Here is an 18,199-nt window from a genome sequence, read left to right on the forward strand (position 1 = left end):
CCGCCCGTGAGCGACGGCCCCGAGGCCCGCCCGGCGGGCGAGGTCGCGGGCGCCGCGCTCCGGACGCTCGTCCGGCAGGTCCGGCTCCGCCAGGGGTTCGGGCGGGTGCGCAGCGGGTTCTGGCCCGTCGTGCAGGCGTCCCTCGCCGCCGGTGCCGCGTACGCGATCGCCCACTACGGGCTCGGCCACGACCAGCCCTTCTTCGCGGCCGTCGCCGCGTGGGTCTGCCTCGGCTACACGTTCGACCGGGACCCGCGGCGTGTGGCCGAGGTCGCCGTCGGCGTCGCGGTGGGCGTCGGGATCGGCGACGTCGTCGTCCACCTCATCGGGTCCGGCTGGTGGCAGCTCACCGTCGTCCTGCTCGTCTCCGCGCTGCTCGCGCGCTTCATCGACCGCGGGCCGCTGCTCGTCACGCAGGCCGGGGTCCAGGCGATCGTCGTCGTGGGGCTGCCGGCCGCGACAGCCTCCGCCGGGCCGCTCAGCCGCTGGACGGACGCCCTCGTCGGCGGTCTCGTCGCGCTCGCGGTGACCCTGCTGACACCCGACGACCCACGACGCCGGCTGCGCGTGCTCGCCGGGGAGGCGACCACCGAGCTCGCCGAGACCCTCGAGTCGGTGGCGCGCGGGCTGCACGACCAGGACGTCGACGAGCTGGCGTCGGCGCTGGTGCGCGGGCGGGCGTCGGAGCCGGTCCTCGCCGACTGGATCCAGAGCGCCCGGCGGTCCGCCGAGGTCGCGCGGGTGAGCGTCAACCGGGCGCGACGCGACGACATCCTGCGGCTCGTCGACCAGGCCGTCCTGGTGGACCGGGCCATGCGCAGCGTGCGGCTGCTGGCCCGGCGCGCCCCGACGGTGGTCGCGGCGGACGGCACGTGGCCCGAGGTGGGTCCCACCGCGGAGGTCGTGGAGCGCTGCGCCGCGGGCGTGCGCCTGCTGGCGGGTGCGCTGGCCGACGGCACCTCGACGGAGGGCGCGCGCGAGGTGCTGTCAGACGCGGCGCGGCGGGCCGACCCGCACGCGCTGGGCGGCGACCACTTGCGGGTCGCGTCGCTCGCGCTGCTGGTCAGGTCTCCGCTCGTGGACGTCCTGGAGGCCGCCGGAACGGACGCGCGGGACGCGCGGGCGATGCTCCCCGAGCTCTGAGGCACCCGGGGCGGCGCTCAGCCCCGCGCGTCCTCCGGGTCGCGGTCGAGGATCGCGGCGATCTCGTCGGCCAGCGCGTCGATCTCCGGCTCGTCGCCGGGCCACTCCCGCACGAGCTGCTGGATGCGGCGCCGCTCGGCCTCGCGCAGCACCTCCGCGGCCAGGTCGGTCTGGTCGTTGGCGAGCACGGTGTCGCCGTCGAGCACCACCATGCCGCGGGCCGCGAGGCCGGTCGCGACCGCGCGCACCGTGGAGGGCGCGGCGTGGGCGCGCGCCGCCATGACGTCCACCTCGCGGGTGCGCTTGAGCGCGACGCGCGTGACCATCCACGCCTCCTCGGGGGACAGGTCGGCGTCGGGGGCGGTGATCTCGTAGACCCGCAGCGGGTCGGCGCGCCCGACGCGGCGCCACAGGATCATCCGGAGCTCTTCGAGCGACGTGCGGCTCGACGGCAGCGCGAACGCCTCGCCCGCCGCGAGGCCCGCGGCCTCGGTCGGCTCGGTGTCCCGGGTGGCCGTGCGGAGCTCGACCTGGGGGAGCAGCCAGGCGAACGCGAACGCGACCAGCGCCACCGGTACCGCGAACAGGAACACCGTCTGGATGGTGGCGGTGTAGCCGTCGAGGAACCAGCCCTGCACCTCCGGCGGGCACTGGGCCAGCCCTGCCACGCTCGCCTCGAGCGACTCGGGTCCGCACGCGCCCGTGGCGCCCGCGGGCGGCGCGGTGGTGAGGTTCGTCGTGAGCCCGCCTGCGAAGATCGTGCCGAAGACGGCGACGCCCACGGACGAGCCGATCGTGCGGAAGTACGTCGCGCCCGACGTGGCGGTGCCGAGGTCGCGGTACGCGACGGCGTTCTGGACGGCGATGACGAGCACCTGGTTGATCAGGCCGAGCCCGAGGCCGAGCACGAACATGCTGCCCGCGGCCTGCAGGGTCGACGTGTCGCGGTCCATCAGGGACAGCAGGTACAGGCCGACGGCGGTGGTCGCCGTCCCGATGATCGGGTACGGCTTGTACCTCCCCGTCCGGGTGATGAGCTGGCCGGACACGATGGACGTGAGCAGCAGCCCCAGCATCATCGGGGTCATCTCGAGGCCGGACGCGGTGGGGGAGGAGCCCTTGACGGTCTGGAGGTAGAGCGGCAGGTAGGTGATGGCGCCGAACATCGCGAAGCCCGACACGAACCCGACGACCGCGGCGACGCTGAACACCTTGTTCGAGAACAGGCGCAGCGGGAGCACCGGCTCCGTGGCCCGGCGCTCGACCACGACGAACGCGACGAGTCCCGCAACGCCGAGCGCGGCCCACGTGTAGGTGGTCAGCGAGCTCCAGCCCCACACGGTGCCGCCCAGGCTCGTCACCAGCACGATCGCCGTGGAGACGAACGCGAGCAGGACGATGCCGGCGTAGTCGATCCGCGGCCGCGATCCCGGCTTGATGCGGGGCAGCACGGAGGCCACCACGACCAGCGCGACGATCCCGATCGGCACGTTGATGTAGAACACCCACTGCCAGGACAGGTTGTCCACGAAGAAGCCGCCCAGCAGCGGGCCCGCCACCGACGACACGCCGAAGACGGCCCCGAACAGGCCCTGGTACCGGCCCCGTTCCCGCGGCGAGACGACGTCGCCGATGATCGCCTGGCTGAGCACCATCAGCCCGCCGCCGCCGATGCCCTGCAGCGCGCGCCAGGCGATGAGCTGGCCCATCGTCGTCGACGTGCCGCACAGCATCGACCCGACGAGGAAGATGACGATGCAGACGATGAAGAGCTCCTTGCGGCCCAGCAGGTCGCCGAGCTTGCCCCACAGCACCGTCGTGGCCGTGGAGGCCAGCATGTACGCGGTCACGACCCACGACAGGTGGTCGGCGCCGCCCAGGTCGCTGACGATCGTGGGGAGCGCGGTGGAGACGATCGTCTGGTCGAGCGCCGCGAGCAGCATCGCGAGCATCAGGCCGGCGAAGATCGCCCAGACCTTGGACTGTGGAAGTGCCTGCGGGTCTGCCGTCTGAGCGCTCACCAGGGTGCCCTCCTCGTCCGTCGCTCCCTGGGAGCCTGCCACGACTGCCCGGTGAGCGCCCGGCGACGCCGACCGCCCGGCCTGTTCGCCGGGGTCGACCTGCGGTAGCGTCACCGGTCATGGAGGTCGCCGTCAGTGCCTTGCGTGCCGAGCTGAAGTCGTGGATCGAGAAGGCCCGAGGAGGCGAGGAGGTCGTCATCACCGACCGGGGTGTGCCTGTCGCGCGCCTGACCGGCGTGGCCAGCGCCGACCTCCTGTCCGACCTGGTGCGCGAGGGTCTCGTGACCCCCGCGCGTGCCGAGCGCCCGCTGCACGCCGTCCCCGCGCCGGAACCCGCCACGTCGGCCCCGGTCGCGGCCGCCCGCGGCACGTCGGCGCTGTCGGGTCTCGTCCGGCGCATCCGCCGCTGACCCGATGGCCCTCGTCTACTTCGACGCCAGCGCCCTGGTGAAGCTCTGCGTCCGCGAGCCCGGCTCCGAGCTGGCCAGCGCCCTGTGGAACCGTGCGGACGTCGTCGTGACGTCGTGCCTGTCCGATGTCGAGCTGCGGGCCACGCTCGCCGCGGGCGGCCGCGCCGGCGTCCTCGACGACGCCGCTCGGCGGCGCGCCGCCGAGCGGTGGGACGCGCTGTGGCCCGCGCTGCACCGGGTCGAGCTGACCGAGTCCCTGGCGGGGTCGGCGTCCGCGCTCGCCGGCGGTCCGCACCCGCTGCGCGGCGCCGACGCCGTGCATCTCGCCAGCGCGCTCGCCGTCGCGGGGCCCGACACGCTCGTCGCGGCGTGGGACGAGGGTGTCGCGTCCGCGGCGCGCTCCCACGGGCTGCGCGTCCTGCCGTAGCCTGGGCGCGTGATCGGCAACCTCCAGCTGTACGTCCTCATCGCCCTGGCGGTCGTGGTCTTCGTCGTGCAGGTCTACGCGCTCGTCGACGCGCTGCGTCGTCCGGCCCGTGGCTACACGTCCGAGGGCAAGCTCACCAAGCCGATCTGGCTGCTCATCCTCGGCGTGGCGACGGCCATCGGGTTCCTCGGGCTCCCGCCCCTCATGGTGACCTCGCGCAGCTTCCTCAACCTCATCGCCTGCGTCGCCGCGATCGTCTACCTCGTGGACGTGCGCCCGCGCCTGCAGCCGTACGGCACCGGCAAGGGACGCCCGCAGCGTCCCAGCGGCTGGTGACCGCCGCCGTCGCCCGGGGCGCGGCACCGCTCGCCGAGGTCGTCCGCGGCGACCTCGTGGAGTCCGTGCACCTGGGCCACCTGGTCGTGCTCGACGCCGCCGGTGACGTCGTCGTGTCCGTCGGCGACCCGGCCACCACCATCTGGCCGCGATCGTCCCTCAAGCCCGTGCAGGCCGTCGCCATGCTCCGTGCGGGGCTGGACCTGCCGTCCGAGCACCTGGCGCTCGCCGCCGCGAGCCACGACGGCACGGCCCGGCACGTCGAGGTGGCGCGCGCGATCCTCGCGGGCGCGGGCCTGACGCCCGACGACCTCGCCAACACCCCTGACCTGCCGCTCGACCCGGCCACCGCGGCCGGCTGGCAGGTCGCCGGGCACGGGCCCGACCGGCTCACCCAGAACTGCTCCGGCAAGCACGCCGCGATGCTCGCCACGTGCGTCGCCGCAGGGTGGCCCACCGACGGCTACCTGGCCCTCGACCACCCGCTGCAGCAGGCCGTCCGCGCCGCCGTCGCCGAGCTCTGCGGCCCCGACGGCGCCGTGCACGCCACGGTCGACGGCTGCGGGGCACCGCTGTTCTCCACGACGCTCGTCGGCCTGGCCCGCGGCTTCTCCCGCCTCGTGACCGCCCCCGCCGGGAGCCCTGAGGCGCGGGTCGCGGCCGCGATGTCCGGCCACCCCGCGCTCGTCGGCGGGGAGCACCGGGACGCGACCGCCGCGATGCGGGCCGTGCCCGGGGCGGTCGCGAAGGACGGTGCCGACGGCGTGTACGCCGCCGCGCTGCCCGGCGGTGCGGCGATCGCCTTCAAGGTGCTCGACGGCGCCGGGCGTCCCCGGCCGGCCGTGCTCGTCCGTGCCCTGCTGCTCGCCGGGGCGGCCGCCGTGCCCGGCGCCGACGTCGACGCCCTGGACGCGCTCGCCCGGACCCCGGTGCTGGGCGGCGGGCAGCCGGTCGGCGAGGTCCGGGCCGTCGTCGGGCAGGAGCAGGCATGAGGGCCGTGGTGCAGCGTGCGACGCGCGCGAGCGTGACCGTCGACGGCGAGGTCGTCGGGAAGATCGACCGGCCGGGTCTCGTCGTCCTCGTCGGGGTCACCCACGACGACGGCCCCGACGACGCCGCGACGATCGCGCGCAAGGTCGCGGAGCTGCGCATCCTGCGCGGCGAGCGGTCGGCCTCCGACGAGGGCGCACCTGTGCTCGTCGTCAGCCAGTTCACGCTCTACGGCGACGCGCGCAAGGGGCGGCGCCCCACCTGGCAGGCGGCAGCGCCCGGTCCGGTGGCCGAGCCGCTCGTGGACGCGGTCGTCGCCGACCTGCGCGGGCGCGGGCTGGAGGTCGCCACCGGCGTGTTCGGCGCCGACATGGCGGTCGAGCTCGTCAACGACGGGCCGATCACGCTCCTGCTGGAGACCTGAGGCCGGCGTCCCCGCCCGACGACCCGGAAGCGGACGCACCGCGGGCCCCCGACGGGTGCGCGTCGGGGGCCCGTGGTGCGTCCGAGGGAGCTCAGTCCTCGGCGTGCCGGCGGCGTCGCACCAGCAGGACCGTGGCGGTGCCGACCGCCAGCAGGCCCGCGGCCAGCGCGATCAGGCCGGCGACCTCGCCGCCCGTGCGAGGCAGCTCGCTCTCGCCCGGGTCGTTGGGGTTCGCTCCGGGGTCGTTCGGGTTCTCGCCCGGGTCAGGGGTGTCGCCCGGCTCGCCCGGGGGCACCTCCTCCTCGACGCAGTTCTCCGTGTCGTCAGGGTAGGTGACCGTGACCGTCACCTCGGGGTTCACGGCGAACGTGACGTCGACGTCACCCACGGCCCAGCCGAAGTCGCGGGTGTTCTGCCACATGTTGTTGACCAGCTCCCACCCCTCGTCGGCCGGCAGGTCGACGAACCGTTCCGGGTAGGCGCCGGGCCAGAGCACGCGGCCCGACAGCGGCTGGTCGGCGTGCACGTAGTCCTCGCCGTCGGGGTTGTCCCAGGTGAGCGTCACCGTGTCGTTCGGTGTGCCGGTCACCTCGACGGCGTAGTCGAGGTAGGTCACCCCGGCCACGCAGAGCGGGGTGAGGGTGTCCACGTCGATGGTGGGCTCGGGGGTGCCCGGCGGGGTGGCGCAGGCGGGCGACGCCTCGGGGTAGCCGACCGTCGCCGTCGCCGTCGGGTTCACCTCGAACTCGAGGGACACCGAGGGGCGCACCCAGTCGAACTCGTCACCGACGACCCACTCGCCGTCGACGAAGCTCCAGCCGGGCCAGTCGAGGGCCTCGCCCTCGGGACCGACCTCGGCGCCGGGCCACAGGACCCGGCCCGTGAGCGGGAGGCCCGCCTGCACGACGTCGTCGCCCTCCGGGTTGACCCAGGTGATGTCGACGGTGTCCGGCGGGTCCTCGAGGTTCTCGACGTCCACGGCGTACCGCAGGTACGGGACGTCGCCGTCGCAGATCGGCTCCAGCACGTCGACGGTGAGGACGGGCGGCGGGGCGTAGCCGTCGACCTCTGCGGAAGGGCTCTCCTCGGGCGAGGGCTCGACGTCCGCCACCGCTGTCCCGGCCCCGCCGAGCACGAGCGTCGCGGCGAGCACCGTCCCCGCTGCGGCGCGTGCGCGCACCGCTCCTCGTCGACTCATCCGGCTGCCCTCCTGGTCGGTCCCTGCGAGTGCAGAGTGCTGCCCACGCTAGTGAGGAGGGAAGTCGTACGGATCAGGCGGTGCGGGTGAAACCGGCCGGAAAACGATGTTTCACCCGCAGACGGGGACGTCGAGGACATGCAGCCCCGACGACGACACGGTCGGGGTGGCCCACACCTCGAGGTCGCCCGGCCGGGCGGACCCCTCGCCGCGCGCCGCCGTGGCCGACTGGCCGACCGTGACGTCGACGGCGGTCGAGTCGCCCGGGTCGAGGTCGACCGTGACCGCGACGCGGTCCCGGCCGTGGACGTCGAGCGTCTCGCCCGCCACGGGCCCGTCGTCCCGCGTCAGCCGGGGGACGTCGCCGCCCCGGGTGCCGTACGCGGACAGCGTGAGCTGCATGCGACCCCGGTCGGGGTCGTCCGGCGGCCCCGCGACGTAGTCCGGCAGGGAGGCCGCGGCGTCGGCGTCCAGCCGGTTCGTCAACGTGACCCGGACCGTGTCGGCGCGTCCCTCGCCGGTGCAGACCGACTCCGCGACGCCCACCTGCACCTCGAGGTAGGCGCTGAGCTTGCCCACGACCAGGTCGTCGAGGAAGACCCCGACCGCGTCGCGCGCCCGGTCGTCGGCGAACGTCCCCGCCACGAGGGTCCCGGCGAGGTCGGCCTGCTCGTCCGGTCGCGCCGACCAGACGAGCAGCCGGTGCTCCCGGGCGGCCCGCTCGAACGCGGCCAGCAGGTCGGCCGGTGCGACGTCGCCGTTCGAGAGCTCGTCGAGGACGGCTGCCGCCACCACCGCGTAGAACCGGTCGGCCTGCTCGTCGTCGAGCACCTCGTAGGTGCGCCGCAGGAGGAGGTCGACGACGGTCTCCGGCTCGGCGGTCACCCGGTCCGTGCCGATCGCCGCAGCGATGCCCCGCGGGAGGTCGACCCGTACCGGTCCGGTGGCCTCCAGCAGGTACGACAGCGCCACGGGATCGGTGGCGAGCACGCCGTCCACCTCGACGTCCTGCGACCGCCGCCACATCTCGGCGGCCAGAGGGCCGGTGGTCGCGAAGTCGGGGGTGAGCGTCACGTCCTGGACGAAGCGCCCGAGCCGGGTCGTGTAGGCCGCCTCGTCCGCCGGGTCGAGCGGCAGCACCGGGCGGCGGAACGGACCGACGTCACCGGTCGCGGCCTGGGCGCCCACCGCCACGCGGCCACCGTCGATCTCCACCTCCATGAGTGCGCCGGGGATGCCGCCGGCCGCGCGCAGCTCCGCGTTGGACATGCCGAGCAGCAGGTACCGCCGCGGTCCGTCCGCCCCGAGCATGGCGGGCAGGAGGGTGGTCGTGCGCTCGGCCGTGGCGAGGAGCCGGTCGAGGGCGCCGAGCTGGTCCGCGAGGTCGACGACGGGCCCCACGAACTCGGCCTGGACACGCTCGAGGTCGACGGCGTCGAGGTCGGCGTGCGCGGCCGTCACCACGTCGTGCGCGTGCGCCGTGTCGGCCGCTACCGCCGCGAGGGGGGCGAGGTCGATGCCCCCGTCGTCGGTGCGCGTCGTGCGGGCGGCGGCGTCCGCCGTCATGGCCAGCGCGGGCAGGGCGACGTCGGCGACGTCGTCGATCACCGCGGAGACGGTCGTGGCGGCGCCGACCGACGGCCCGATGCCGGGCAGGTGTGCGGCGAGCCACCACACGGGGCCGTCGGTGGCGTCGCGGGCCGTCTCGGTCGACTCCTGCAGGGCGAGCAGCGCCGGGTCGTCGGCGAGGGACGGGGCGTCCGGTGCGGGGTCGCGGAGCCTGTCCCGGATCGCCTGGGAGACGGCGGGGACGGTGGTGGCGGCCTCGTCGAGCGCGTCCCGTGCCACGAAGGCGTCGCGGACGATGAGGACGGCGCAGACGCCGACGACGACTGCCAGCAGGAGGATCGTCCCGAGGATGCCGAGCACCCAGCGGCGGGCGCGACGGCGGGGAGGGCGGCGTGCCGGCGAGGGCGCCGCCGTGCCGTCCGGCGAGAGGGCCATGACGGCACAGTAGAGGCTCCCGGCGGGGCGGACGGGCCGACGACCGGGTGAACCCGTCGTCCGGGAGAACTCGTGGTGAAGCCCAGGTGGCTTTATGCTGGACTCCTGACAAACCTGTGACCTGCGATGACATCGTACGGAAGGCTGGGTGGTGGACGATGACGTCGCACACGGGAGGGCCGTCCCTCGTCGTGGCCCCGCGGGCGTCGGGTGCCCCCGTCGCGCCGCACGTCGCGACGACCCTCGGCCGGTTCGGGGGCGACGACGACGACGCCGTCGACCTCCTGGCGGCCGCGCTCGACCGCGACCAGCTCTCCGGGACCGTGCACCTGCCGGAGCTGCTGCCCGTCCCCGCGCGCCCTGCGCCGCCCACCGACCCGACCGTGCGGCACGTCGCCCTGCTCGCCGCCCTCGCCGTCACGGACCGCGTCGACCTGCTGGTCCGGGCCGCCGGGTGCGCCGACGACGAGCTCCTCGACGCCCTCGACGGCCTCCTCGAGATGCGGCACGGCCGGTTCCGGCCCGCCGACCCGGGCCGCCTCGAGGGCGTCCGCGCGGGCGCCGACCTCGACGCCGTCACCGCCGCCCACCGCGACCTGTCCCGGGCGGCCCGGGCCGTGGGCGAACCCGGGGTGGCGCTGTGGCACACGGCCCGCGGCACCGTCACCGGCGACGAGCTGCTCGCCGACGGACTGGTCGAGCTCGCCGGGGTGCTCCTGCGTCGCGGTGACCCGGGCGCCGCCTACGACGTCGCCTGCGAGGCCGTCAGTCACGGCACGGGGGAGCGGCGGGCGCGGGCGTTCCTGCTCGCCGGGCGGTCCGCCCTGTGGAGCGGTCACCTCGTCGACGCCCGCCGGTGGCTGCACCGGGCGCGCCGCAGCGGGACCGAGGCCGTGGAGGCCGCGGCCGGCGCGGTGCTCGCCGCCGTCGACCTGCTGCTCGACGGCCGTGCGCCCGGGCCGGTGCCGGCGTCGGGACCGGGGGAGTCGTTGGCGACCCTGGTCGGGCTGGTCGCCGTCGACGCCCCCGGCCCCGTGGACCGGGCCGTGCTCGCGGACGTCGTCACGGCGCTGCGCCTGCTCGACCGCGACCCGGCCGCCGCCGCCTCCCTCGTCGCGCTGGCGGCCGTCCGGGCCGTGCCCGCCTGGTCCCGGCCCGGCACCTGGGCGGACGGCACCGGGCACCTCACCCCGCTCGCGGAGGCGCACCTGCGCGTGGTGCAGAGCCTCCTGCTGTTCTGCGGCGAGGACTCCGTGGCGGCCGCGGCCGTGCTCGACGACGCCGCGGCCCGGCTGCCGGTCGCCCACGTGGTCGGTGGCCTCGCCGTCGAGGTGGGTCGCCGGCTCGACCACGACCGCGAGGGGGCGCGTTCCCGTGCGACGCACGAGCTGTCGCGGATCGCCCCGCGGAGGCAGGTCGCGGCCGGGGCGGTCGCCGCGCTGCGCCGGGGCGGTGCGGCCGCCCCGGACGGGGCCGCCGCGGTGGCGCGCGCGACGACGTCGCTGGCGGGGGAACCGGCGCGGGGACCGGGCGCCGCCCGCCCCGCGCCGTGCGGCGACGAGCTCGAGCTACCCGCCGGGTGGGCGGAGCTGCTCACCGTGCGCGAGGTGGAGGTGACGCGGCTCGTGGTGGACGGTCTGGCGAACCGCGAGGTGGCCCAGCGGCTGTGCGTGTCGGTGCGGACGGTGGAGGTCCATCTGGGGCGCGCGTTCCGCAAGCTCGGGGTGCGCTCGCGCTCCGAGCTCGTCGTCCTCGCGCTGCGTCCCGCGCGGTAGCCCGCGCCCGCTGCTCGCCGTCCCCTGCGCGCCGCCGGTCCGGGCGGCGGCACGTGCCCGCCTCCTGTCGGGTACGGGAAAACACGTACGGGTGGATGCGCTTCCCGTCCGGTTCGTGTGGCTTCCCCTGATCCTTTTGAAAGGTAAGAGTCCTTACTTTTGCCCTGAACGGTGCTCGACGAGGAGCGCAGCGGGTCCCGGCCCGTCGTGGTGCTCGGCCTCCACCGACCGACCAGTGAGCAGGAGTTCCCATGAGAGCAACACCCTCGGTAAGGCACCGGATCGCCGCGGCGGCCGCCGCCGCGGCCCTCGCCGTCACCGGCCTCACCGCGATCGCCGCGACGACCACGGCGACGGCCGCCACCCCCTGCGCCGCACAGTGGAGCTCCACGACCGTGTACCGCGGCGGCGAGGTGGTCTCCTACGACGGCCAGAACTTCCGCGCGGGCTGGTACACCCAGGGCGACGCGCCGGGCGCGACCGCCTGGGGAGCCTGGACCTCCCAGGGCGCCTGCGGTGACACGACGCCCACGCCCACCCCCACCGCCAGCACCTCCCCGACGCCGACCCCGTCGCCCACGGCGACGTCCACCCCGTCGCCCACCCCCACGCCGTCGCCCACCGCGACGACGCCGCCCGCGTCCACCAACCCCGACGAGCAGTGCCGCCCCGACGGCATGGCCCCGACCGCGGGTGTCGACACCCCCTACTGCGACGTCTACGACACCGACGGCCGCGAGATCCTGCCCAACGGTCTCGACCGCCGCGTCATCGGCTACTTCACGAGCTGGCGCACGGGCAAGAACGGCCAGCCCGCCTACCTCGCGAGCGACATCCCGTGGGACAAGATCTCCCACATCAACTACGCCTTCGCGCACGTCGGCGCCGACGACCGGGTGTCCGTCAACGCCGACGTGGCGGGCAACGCCGCCACCGACATGACGTGGCCCGGCGTCGCGGGTGCCGAGATGGACCCGGCGCTCGACTACACCGGCCACTTCAACCTGCTGGCGAAGTACAAGGAGGCCAACCCGGGCGTCAAGGTGCTCCCCGCCGTCGGCGGCTGGGCCGAGACGGGCGGCTATTTCGACGGCGACGGGAACCGGGTCGCGTCGGGCGGGTTCTACACGCTCACCGAGTCGCAGGCCCGCATGGACACGTTCGCGGAGTCGGTGGTCGACATGATCCGCGACTACGGGTTCGACGGCATCGACATCGACTACGAGTACCCGACGTCGAACAAGGACGCCGGCAACCCCGACGACTTCGCGATCTCCAACGCCAAGCGCGGCGAGCTCTTCGCCGGCTACGTCGCCCTGATGAGGACGCTGCGCGAGCACCTCGACGTCGCGGGCGCCCAGGATGGCGAGTACTACCTGCTCACCACCGCCACGCCGTCGTCCGGCTGGCTGCTGCGCGGCATGGAGGTCTACCAGGTCACCGAGTACGCCGACTACGTCAACATGATGACGTACGACCTGCACGGCGCCTGGAACGAGTACGTGGGCGGCAACGGCGCCCTGTTCGACGACGGCAAGGACGCCGAGCTCACGGCGGGCGGCGTCTACACCGCCTACGAGGGCAACGGCTACCTCAACGGCGACTGGGCGGCGCACTACTTCCGCGGCGCCATGCAGGCGGGCCGCATCAACATGGGTGTGCCGTTCTACACGCGCGGCTTCCAGGGCGTCACGGGCGGGACCCACGGCATGGGCGGGCGTGCCGCCGCGCCGTCGTCCGCCGTCTGCCCGCCCGGCACGAACGGAAAGTGCGGCAACGGTGCGGACGGCATCGACAACCTCTGGTACGACTCCGACCCGCAGGGCGTCGCCATCCCCGCCGGCGTGAACCCGATGTGGCACGTCCTCAACCTCGAGGACGGCGTCGTCGGCGACTACGCGGCGTCCTACGGGGTCCCCACCACCCTCGAGGGGGCCTACACCCGCCACTTCGACCCGGTGACGAAGAACGAGTGGTGGTGGAACGAGCAGACCAGGACGTTCCTGTCCGGCGACTCGACCGAGGCGATCTCCGCCAAGGCCGACTACGTCAACGACACCGGTCTCGGCGGCCTGATGATCTGGGAGCTCGCGGGCGACTTCGACTACGACCAGGCCGCGGGCCAGTACGGGATGGGCAGCACGCTCGTCGACCTCATGCACGCCAAGTTCTCCGACGGCGGCGCGTACGGGGCCTCCAAGGCCGAGCGGACGATGCCGACCCAGGCGCTCGACGTCGACCTGGAGTACACGGAGTTCGCGCTCGGGGACAACAACTACCCGATCTCCCCGAAGGTCGTGCTCCACAACGACGGCGCGACCGACATCCCGGCCGGCGCGACGGTCACGTTCCAGTACGGCACCACCGACACCGGGAAGATGAGCGACTGGTCGGGGTACTCGACGACGTCGACGGCGGGGCGCAGCGGCCCCAACGTCGGCGGCCTGGGCGCGAACTTCCACACCGCGACGTTCACGGTCCCGACCGGCGGCATCCCCGCGGGCGGATCGATCACGAACCAGCTCAAGTGGGCCCTGCCGGTGGCGCAGTTCTCCAACGTCACGATCACCGTCGACGGCACCGAGTACGCGACCACCTACGACCACCCGCGCGGCGTCACCGTCGTCGACCTGCCGTCGGGCGGCACGGGTGGTACCGGTGGCACGGGTGGTACCGGTGGTGACTGCACCGCGGCCGCCTGGGACGCCACCGCCGTCTACACCGGCGCGGCCGTCGTGTCCCACGCCGGCCGCACCTGGACGGCGAGGTGGTGGACGCAGGGCGACACGCCCTCGGCCGCCGCCGGCCCCTGGACCGACCAGGGCGCCTGCTGACCGACCCCTCTCCTCCGGCCGCGTCGCCCGCCCCCTCCGGGCGGCGCGGCCGGGCCTCCCCGCACCGCCCGACGTCGTCGGGCACCACAGGAAGGAACCACCATGTCCAGTGCACGCAGGCCGAGGCGGATCGTCGCGGCCCTCACCAGCGCGGCGGTCGTGCTCGCCGGCGCGATCGGCGCCGTCGCCGCGACCACGGCGTCGGCGGCCGAGACGTCGTCCGGCGACAGCGCCATCAACGGCTACCGCAACGTCGGCTACTTCACCCAGTGGGGCGTCTACGGCCGCGACTTCCGGGTCAAGGACCTCGTCACCTCGGGCGCCGCGGACCAGCTCACCCACATCAACTACTCGTTCGGCAACATCCACCACCAGACCCTCGAGTGCTTCATCGCCAACAAGGCGCAGGGCACCGGACCCAACGGGTCCGACGGCGCGGGCGACGCGTGGGCCGACTTCGGCATGGGCTACACGGCCGCGAACTCGGTCGCGGGCGTCGCGGACAGGTGGGACCAGCCGCTCGCCGGGTCGTTCAACCAGCTCAAGCAGCTCAAGGCGCAGTACCCGCACATGAAGGTCATGCTGTCGATCGGCGGCTGGACCTGGTCGAAGAACTTCTCCAAGGCCGCCGCCACGCAGGCGTCCCGCGAGAACTTCGTGTCGTCCTGCGTCGACCTCTACATCAAGGGCAACCTGCCCGTGATCGACGGCCGCGGCGGCGCCGGTGCCGCGGCGGGCGTGTTCGACGGCATCGACATCGACTGGGAGTGGCCCGGCTCGAACAACGGTGAGGTCGGCAACCACGTCGACACCGTCAACGACAAGGAGAACTTCCGGCTCCTGCTCGCCGAGTTCCGCGAGCAGCTCGACGCCTACGGCGCCACCACCGGCAAGGACTACCTGCTCAGCGCGTTCCTGCCCGCCAACCCGGACGACATCGCCGCCGGCGGCTGGAACGACCCGCGCATCTTCCAGTCCCTCGACTACGGCAACGTCCAGGGCTACGACCTGCACGGCGCCTGGAACAAGACCCTCACCGGCCACCAGATCAACCTGTACGACGACCCGGCGGACCCGCGCCCGGCGGCGCAGCAGTTCTCCGTCGACAAGGCCGTGCAGGAGTACGTGTCGGCGGGTGTCGACCCGGCGCAGCTCGGCCTGGGCATGGCGATGTACGGCCGCGGCTGGAAGGGCGCGACGTCGTCGCAGCCGTGGGGCACCGCGACCGACGCCGGTCCCGGCACCTGGGAGGCGGGCAACGAGGACTACGACATCCTGAAGAACCTGGGCACCGGGTACTACGACGCCGCGACGGGTTCCGCGTGGCGCTGGAACGGTGACCAGTGGTGGTCGCTGGACACGCCGCAGACGGTCGCGCAGAAGTCGCAGTACATCCGCTCGACGGGCCTCGGCGGCGCGATGTGGTGGGACCTCTCCGGGGACGAGCAGGGCGACCTCCTCGACGCCGTGGCGGCCGGCCTGTTCACCGGTGCCGAGGGCCCGGTGGACCCCGGCACCGTGACGCCGACGCCGACGCCGACGCCGACCCCGACGCCGACGCCGACGCCGACGCCGACGCCGACCCCGACGCCGACGCCGACGACACCCCCGGCGTGCGCGGGCGCGACGTGGAACAGCACCGCGGTCTACACCGGCGGGAGCACCGTCGTGTGGAACGGCCGCACGTGGCGCGCGAAGTGGTGGACGACGGGCGAGGAGCCCGGCACCACCGGTCAGTGGGGCGTCTGGGAGGACCGCGGAGCCTGCTGACCCGACCTGCCCCCGGCGACCCGCCGGGCCCCGGCCGAGCGGACGACTCCCCGCCCGGGCCGGGCGACGACCCCCGACGTCCCGCGTCGGGGGTCGTCGTCGTCCCTGGGGACGGGCTGGGCGCGAGGTGCAAGAGTGGGCGCCCTCACGACACATGAGGGGTGAGGGCGCACCCGCGTCCGCGATCGAGGGCGACCGCCAGGAGGAGCGTTGACCACCACGACGGAGGCACCACCGCACGACGGCGCCTGGTTCGACGCGCTGTTCGCCGCGCACGCCGCAGCCGTGCACCGCTACTTCGTGCGGCGGCTCGCGACGTCCCGCGACGACGCCGAGGACCTGGCCGCCGAGGTGCTCGCGACCGCGTGGCGGCGTCGTGACGACGTCCCCGTCGGCGGCGAGCTGCCCTGGCTGTACCGCACCGCCGGGTACGTCCTCGCCAACCATCGGCGCAAGGCCCGCGCCCTGCCCGTCGCGGCCGTCCCCGAGGAACCCGACGACGTCGATCCCGCCGAGCTCGCCCTCGACGACGACCGGGTGCGCGCCGTCCTCGCCCGGCTCTCCGCCCGCGACCGCCGCGTCCTGCTGCTCGTCGCGTGGGACGGGCTCGGCGGGGACGACCTCGCCGCCGTCCTCGGGGTCTCCCGCGGGGGCGCCGACGCCGCGCTGTCCCGCGCCCGCGCCCGGCTGCGCACCGCGTGGTCGGAGGCCGAGCAGGACGACGACCAGACGGGCGCGCCACCTGGTGGCGACCGGACGGCGGACGGCGCGGCACGAGCCGCGAACGACGAGGCGTGAGGAGGGCTGTGGACATGGATGCACGGGACGAGGCCTACGACCGGCTGACCGGGGCCGACCCCGCCGACGGCACCACCACCCGCGAAGGGGTGCTGCGTGCCAAGGTGGACGCCCTCGCCGGGGACGTCGACACGGGGGAGCCCGGCGCGCACGACGGGGCCGGCGCGCCGGTCGCTGAGCCCGACGGCACCGTCGACGAGCTCGCCCCCCGCCGGCGGCGACGCTCCACCCTGCTCGTCGCCGCGGCCGTGGCAGGCGCCGTCGTCGTCGGTGGCGGTGGCTACGCCGTCGGCACCGCCACCGCGGGCGAGGAGCTGCCCGCGTCCGACTCCCTGCCGCCCATCACCCTCGGTGGCGGTCAGGGCGGGAACGAGGCCGCCTCCGGGGCAGGCCTCCGTGCCGCCACCGAGGAGATGGCCTCCGCGGGCGACATGGCCGTCGGGGGAGACGCGGCCACGTCGTACGACACGTCGATGCCGAGCTGGTTCGACGGCCGCGCCACCTTCTCCTCCGACGGTCTGTCCACCAGCCGGGGCGAGGCCACCGCCTACGCGTACGACGCCACCCAGGTCGCGACCGAGGAGGGCGCCGCCCGCGCCGCCGAGGCGCTCGGCGTCGAGGGCGAACCCCGCTGGGAGTGGGGCTCCTGGTCCGTCGGTCCGCAGAACGGCACCGGTCCCAACCTGTGGCTCTCGGCGGACTCCACCGCGTACCTCAGCTACAACGACCCGGCCGCCGACCCCTGGCGGTGCGAGGAGATCAGCGCCGAGGAGCTCGCCGAGCAGGAGGCCGACCCCGCCGTCACCGGTGACCAGCAGTGCGCCGAACCCACGGGCACCGTGTCCGTGAAGAAGGCCGTCGGCGAGCTCCGCACCCTCATGGAACGCCTCGGCGTCGACCCCGACGGCTACGAGTTCGAGCCGTCCACCGACTCCGAGCCCGGCTCCCGCTGGGTCAGCGCCTACGAGGTCGTCGACGGGCGGCGCACCGGCGCCACCTGGAGCGCCACCGTGTCGAAGGAGGGCGTCGCCTGGCTCGACGGGTTCCTCGCCACCCGCACCGAGCTCGGCACCTACCCCGTCATCAGCCCCGCCGACGCCGTCGAACGCCTCGGCGACCCCCGGTTCGGGCAGAACCTGTGGCCCGTCACCTACAGCCCCGCCCTGGAGACCCGGATGATGGAGGAGCCCACGGACTCCGGCCCCACCGCGCCGCCCGCGCCGCCTACCGCCGGGGATGCCGTGCCCTGGCCCGTCACCGACGTCACCATCACCGAGGCGAGGCTGGGGCTCGCGCAGGAGCACCGCACCGACGCCGCGACCCTGCTGCTGCCCGCCTACGAGCTCAGCGACGCCGACGGCAACGTGTGGACCGTCGTCGCCGTCGCGGACGACGCGCTCGACATGACCGACTCCTGACGGACGTAGCGGGGTACGGTCGGACGGTCCCTGCCGTACCCCGCGAAGGAGTCGTCATGCCCGTCCGTACCGCCCGCACCGCCTGGAACGGCACCCTGCAGGAGGGCACCGGTCAGCTCGAGCTCACCAGCTCCGGCGCCGGCACCTTCGACGTGTCGTTCCCGCGCCGCGCCGCCGACAAGGCCGAGGGCGTGACCAGCCCCGAGGAGCTCATCGCCGCCGCGCACTCGTCGTGCTACGCGATGGCGTTCTCGTCCGAGCTCGGCAAGGTCGGCGGGACCCCCGAGCAGGTCGAGGTCTCGGCCGACGTCACCCTCGGGGCCGACGCCGACGGCAACCCCGAGATCACCACGATCGCGCTGACCGTCCGCGGCTACGCCTCCGGCGTCGACGAGGCCGCTTTCAAGGCCGCGGCCACCGCCGCCAAGGCCGGCTGCCCGGTCTCCAAGGCCCTCGCCGGCGTCGGGGAGATCACGCTCGACGTCACCTGGGAAGGCTGACCCCCCGCACCTCCGCCGAGCCAGCGCTGGTCGGTTCGCCGGGGGTCGGGGTTGCCGGGCACGGTCGCGTTCACGCGCCCCAGGGGGCGCTCCACTTCGGGTTGGACGACCGTGCCCGGCAACCCCGACCCCCGGCTTCGTCGTGTCGGTC

Annotated in this window: 15 protein-coding genes; 12 read left to right on the forward strand and 3 right to left on the reverse strand. The window is 74.7% G+C overall.

What is annotated here, in order from left to right; genetic code table 11:
* Positions 1-6: 6 nt before the first annotated feature.
* A complete protein-coding gene (locus I598_RS14715) occupies positions 7-1,143 on the forward strand; it encodes an FUSC family protein (RefSeq protein WP_068203701.1) in 1,137 nt (378 codons plus the stop codon).
* A 17-nt stretch (positions 1,144-1,160) separates the two neighbouring features.
* Here I598_RS14715 and I598_RS14720 read toward each other — a convergent pair whose 3' ends face one another.
* Complete coding sequence (locus I598_RS14720) at positions 1,161-3,164, reverse strand: MDR family MFS transporter (RefSeq protein ID WP_232314177.1); 2,004 nt, start codon at positions 3,162-3,164, stop codon at positions 1,161-1,163.
* A gap of 119 nt (positions 3,165-3,283) precedes the next feature.
* Between I598_RS14720 and I598_RS14725 the strand changes: the two genes are divergently transcribed.
* The 5 genes from I598_RS14725 to dtd are packed head-to-tail and all read left to right on the forward strand — an operon-like array spanning position 3,284 to position 5,751.
* A complete protein-coding gene (locus I598_RS14725; RefSeq protein WP_068203703.1) occupies positions 3,284-3,574 on the forward strand; it encodes a type II toxin-antitoxin system Phd/YefM family antitoxin in 291 nt (96 codons plus the stop codon).
* A gap of 4 nt (positions 3,575-3,578) precedes the next feature.
* On the forward strand, positions 3,579-4,001 hold the full coding sequence (locus tag I598_RS14730) for a type II toxin-antitoxin system VapC family toxin (RefSeq protein WP_068203705.1): 423 nt from the start codon (positions 3,579-3,581) through the stop codon (positions 3,999-4,001).
* Between the two features lie 9 nt (positions 4,002-4,010).
* Positions 4,011-4,337 carry a DUF2516 family protein gene (locus I598_RS14735; RefSeq protein ID WP_068203707.1) on the forward strand — a complete coding sequence of 109 codons (327 nt, stop codon included), beginning with the start codon at positions 4,011-4,013 and terminating at the stop codon, positions 4,335-4,337.
* Positions 4,331-5,329 (forward strand): asparaginase, encoded by a 999-nt coding sequence (locus I598_RS14740; RefSeq protein WP_068205329.1) that lies wholly within the window; start codon positions 4,331-4,333, stop codon positions 5,327-5,329. The genes I598_RS14735 and I598_RS14740 overlap by 7 nt, the downstream gene beginning before the upstream one ends.
* Complete coding sequence (dtd, locus tag I598_RS14745) at positions 5,326-5,751, forward strand: D-aminoacyl-tRNA deacylase (protein ID WP_068203708.1); 426 nt, start codon at positions 5,326-5,328, stop codon at positions 5,749-5,751. The genes I598_RS14740 and dtd overlap by 4 nt, the downstream gene beginning before the upstream one ends.
* Before the next feature lie 91 nt (positions 5,752-5,842).
* Here the strand turns inward: dtd and I598_RS17735 are convergent, their stop codons facing one another.
* Both I598_RS17735 and I598_RS14755 read right to left on the reverse strand, forming a co-directional pair.
* On the reverse strand, positions 5,843-6,931 hold the full coding sequence (locus I598_RS17735; protein ID WP_068203714.1) for an LPXTG cell wall anchor domain-containing protein: 1,089 nt from the start codon (positions 6,929-6,931) through the stop codon (positions 5,843-5,845).
* 129 nt (positions 6,932-7,060) lie between these two features.
* Positions 7,061-8,953, reverse strand: a complete 1,893-nt coding sequence (locus I598_RS14755) for a DUF4012 domain-containing protein (protein WP_068203715.1) — start codon at positions 8,951-8,953, stop codon at positions 7,061-7,063.
* A gap of 158 nt (positions 8,954-9,111) precedes the next feature.
* Here I598_RS14755 and I598_RS14760 point away from each other — a divergent pair, with 158 nt between their 5' ends.
* The 6 genes from I598_RS14760 to I598_RS14790 all read left to right on the forward strand — a co-directional run bounded on the left by I598_RS14760 (position 9,112) and on the right by I598_RS14790 (position 18,048).
* On the forward strand, positions 9,112-10,728 hold the full coding sequence (locus I598_RS14760) for a helix-turn-helix transcriptional regulator (protein WP_068203717.1): 1,617 nt from the start codon (positions 9,112-9,114) through the stop codon (positions 10,726-10,728).
* A 251-nt stretch (positions 10,729-10,979) separates the two neighbouring features.
* Positions 10,980-13,562: a glycosyl hydrolase family 18 protein gene (locus tag I598_RS14770; protein ID WP_083973372.1), complete on the forward strand. Its 2,583-nt coding sequence runs from the start codon at positions 10,980-10,982 to the stop codon at positions 13,560-13,562.
* 102 nt (positions 13,563-13,664) lie between these two features.
* Positions 13,665-15,332 (forward strand): glycosyl hydrolase family 18 protein, encoded by a 1,668-nt coding sequence (locus I598_RS14775; RefSeq protein WP_068203726.1) that lies wholly within the window; start codon positions 13,665-13,667, stop codon positions 15,330-15,332.
* A gap of 210 nt (positions 15,333-15,542) precedes the next feature.
* Positions 15,543-16,130: an RNA polymerase sigma factor gene (locus I598_RS14780; RefSeq protein WP_068203728.1), complete on the forward strand. Its 588-nt coding sequence runs from the start codon at positions 15,543-15,545 to the stop codon at positions 16,128-16,130.
* Positions 16,131-16,144: 14 nt separating this feature from the next.
* The gene (locus I598_RS14785; protein WP_157557262.1) at positions 16,145-17,548 is read left to right on the forward strand and encodes a hypothetical protein; all 1,404 of its coding nucleotides are present in this window, start codon (positions 16,145-16,147) and stop codon (positions 17,546-17,548) included.
* 56 nt (positions 17,549-17,604) lie between these two features.
* On the forward strand, positions 17,605-18,048 hold the full coding sequence (locus I598_RS14790; RefSeq protein ID WP_068203732.1) for an OsmC family peroxiredoxin: 444 nt from the start codon (positions 17,605-17,607) through the stop codon (positions 18,046-18,048).
* Positions 18,049-18,199: the final 151 nt, after the last annotated feature.

This window comes from Isoptericola dokdonensis DS-3, from assembly GCF_001636295.1.
Taxonomy (GTDB): domain Bacteria; phylum Actinomycetota; class Actinomycetes; order Actinomycetales; family Cellulomonadaceae; genus Isoptericola; species Isoptericola dokdonensis.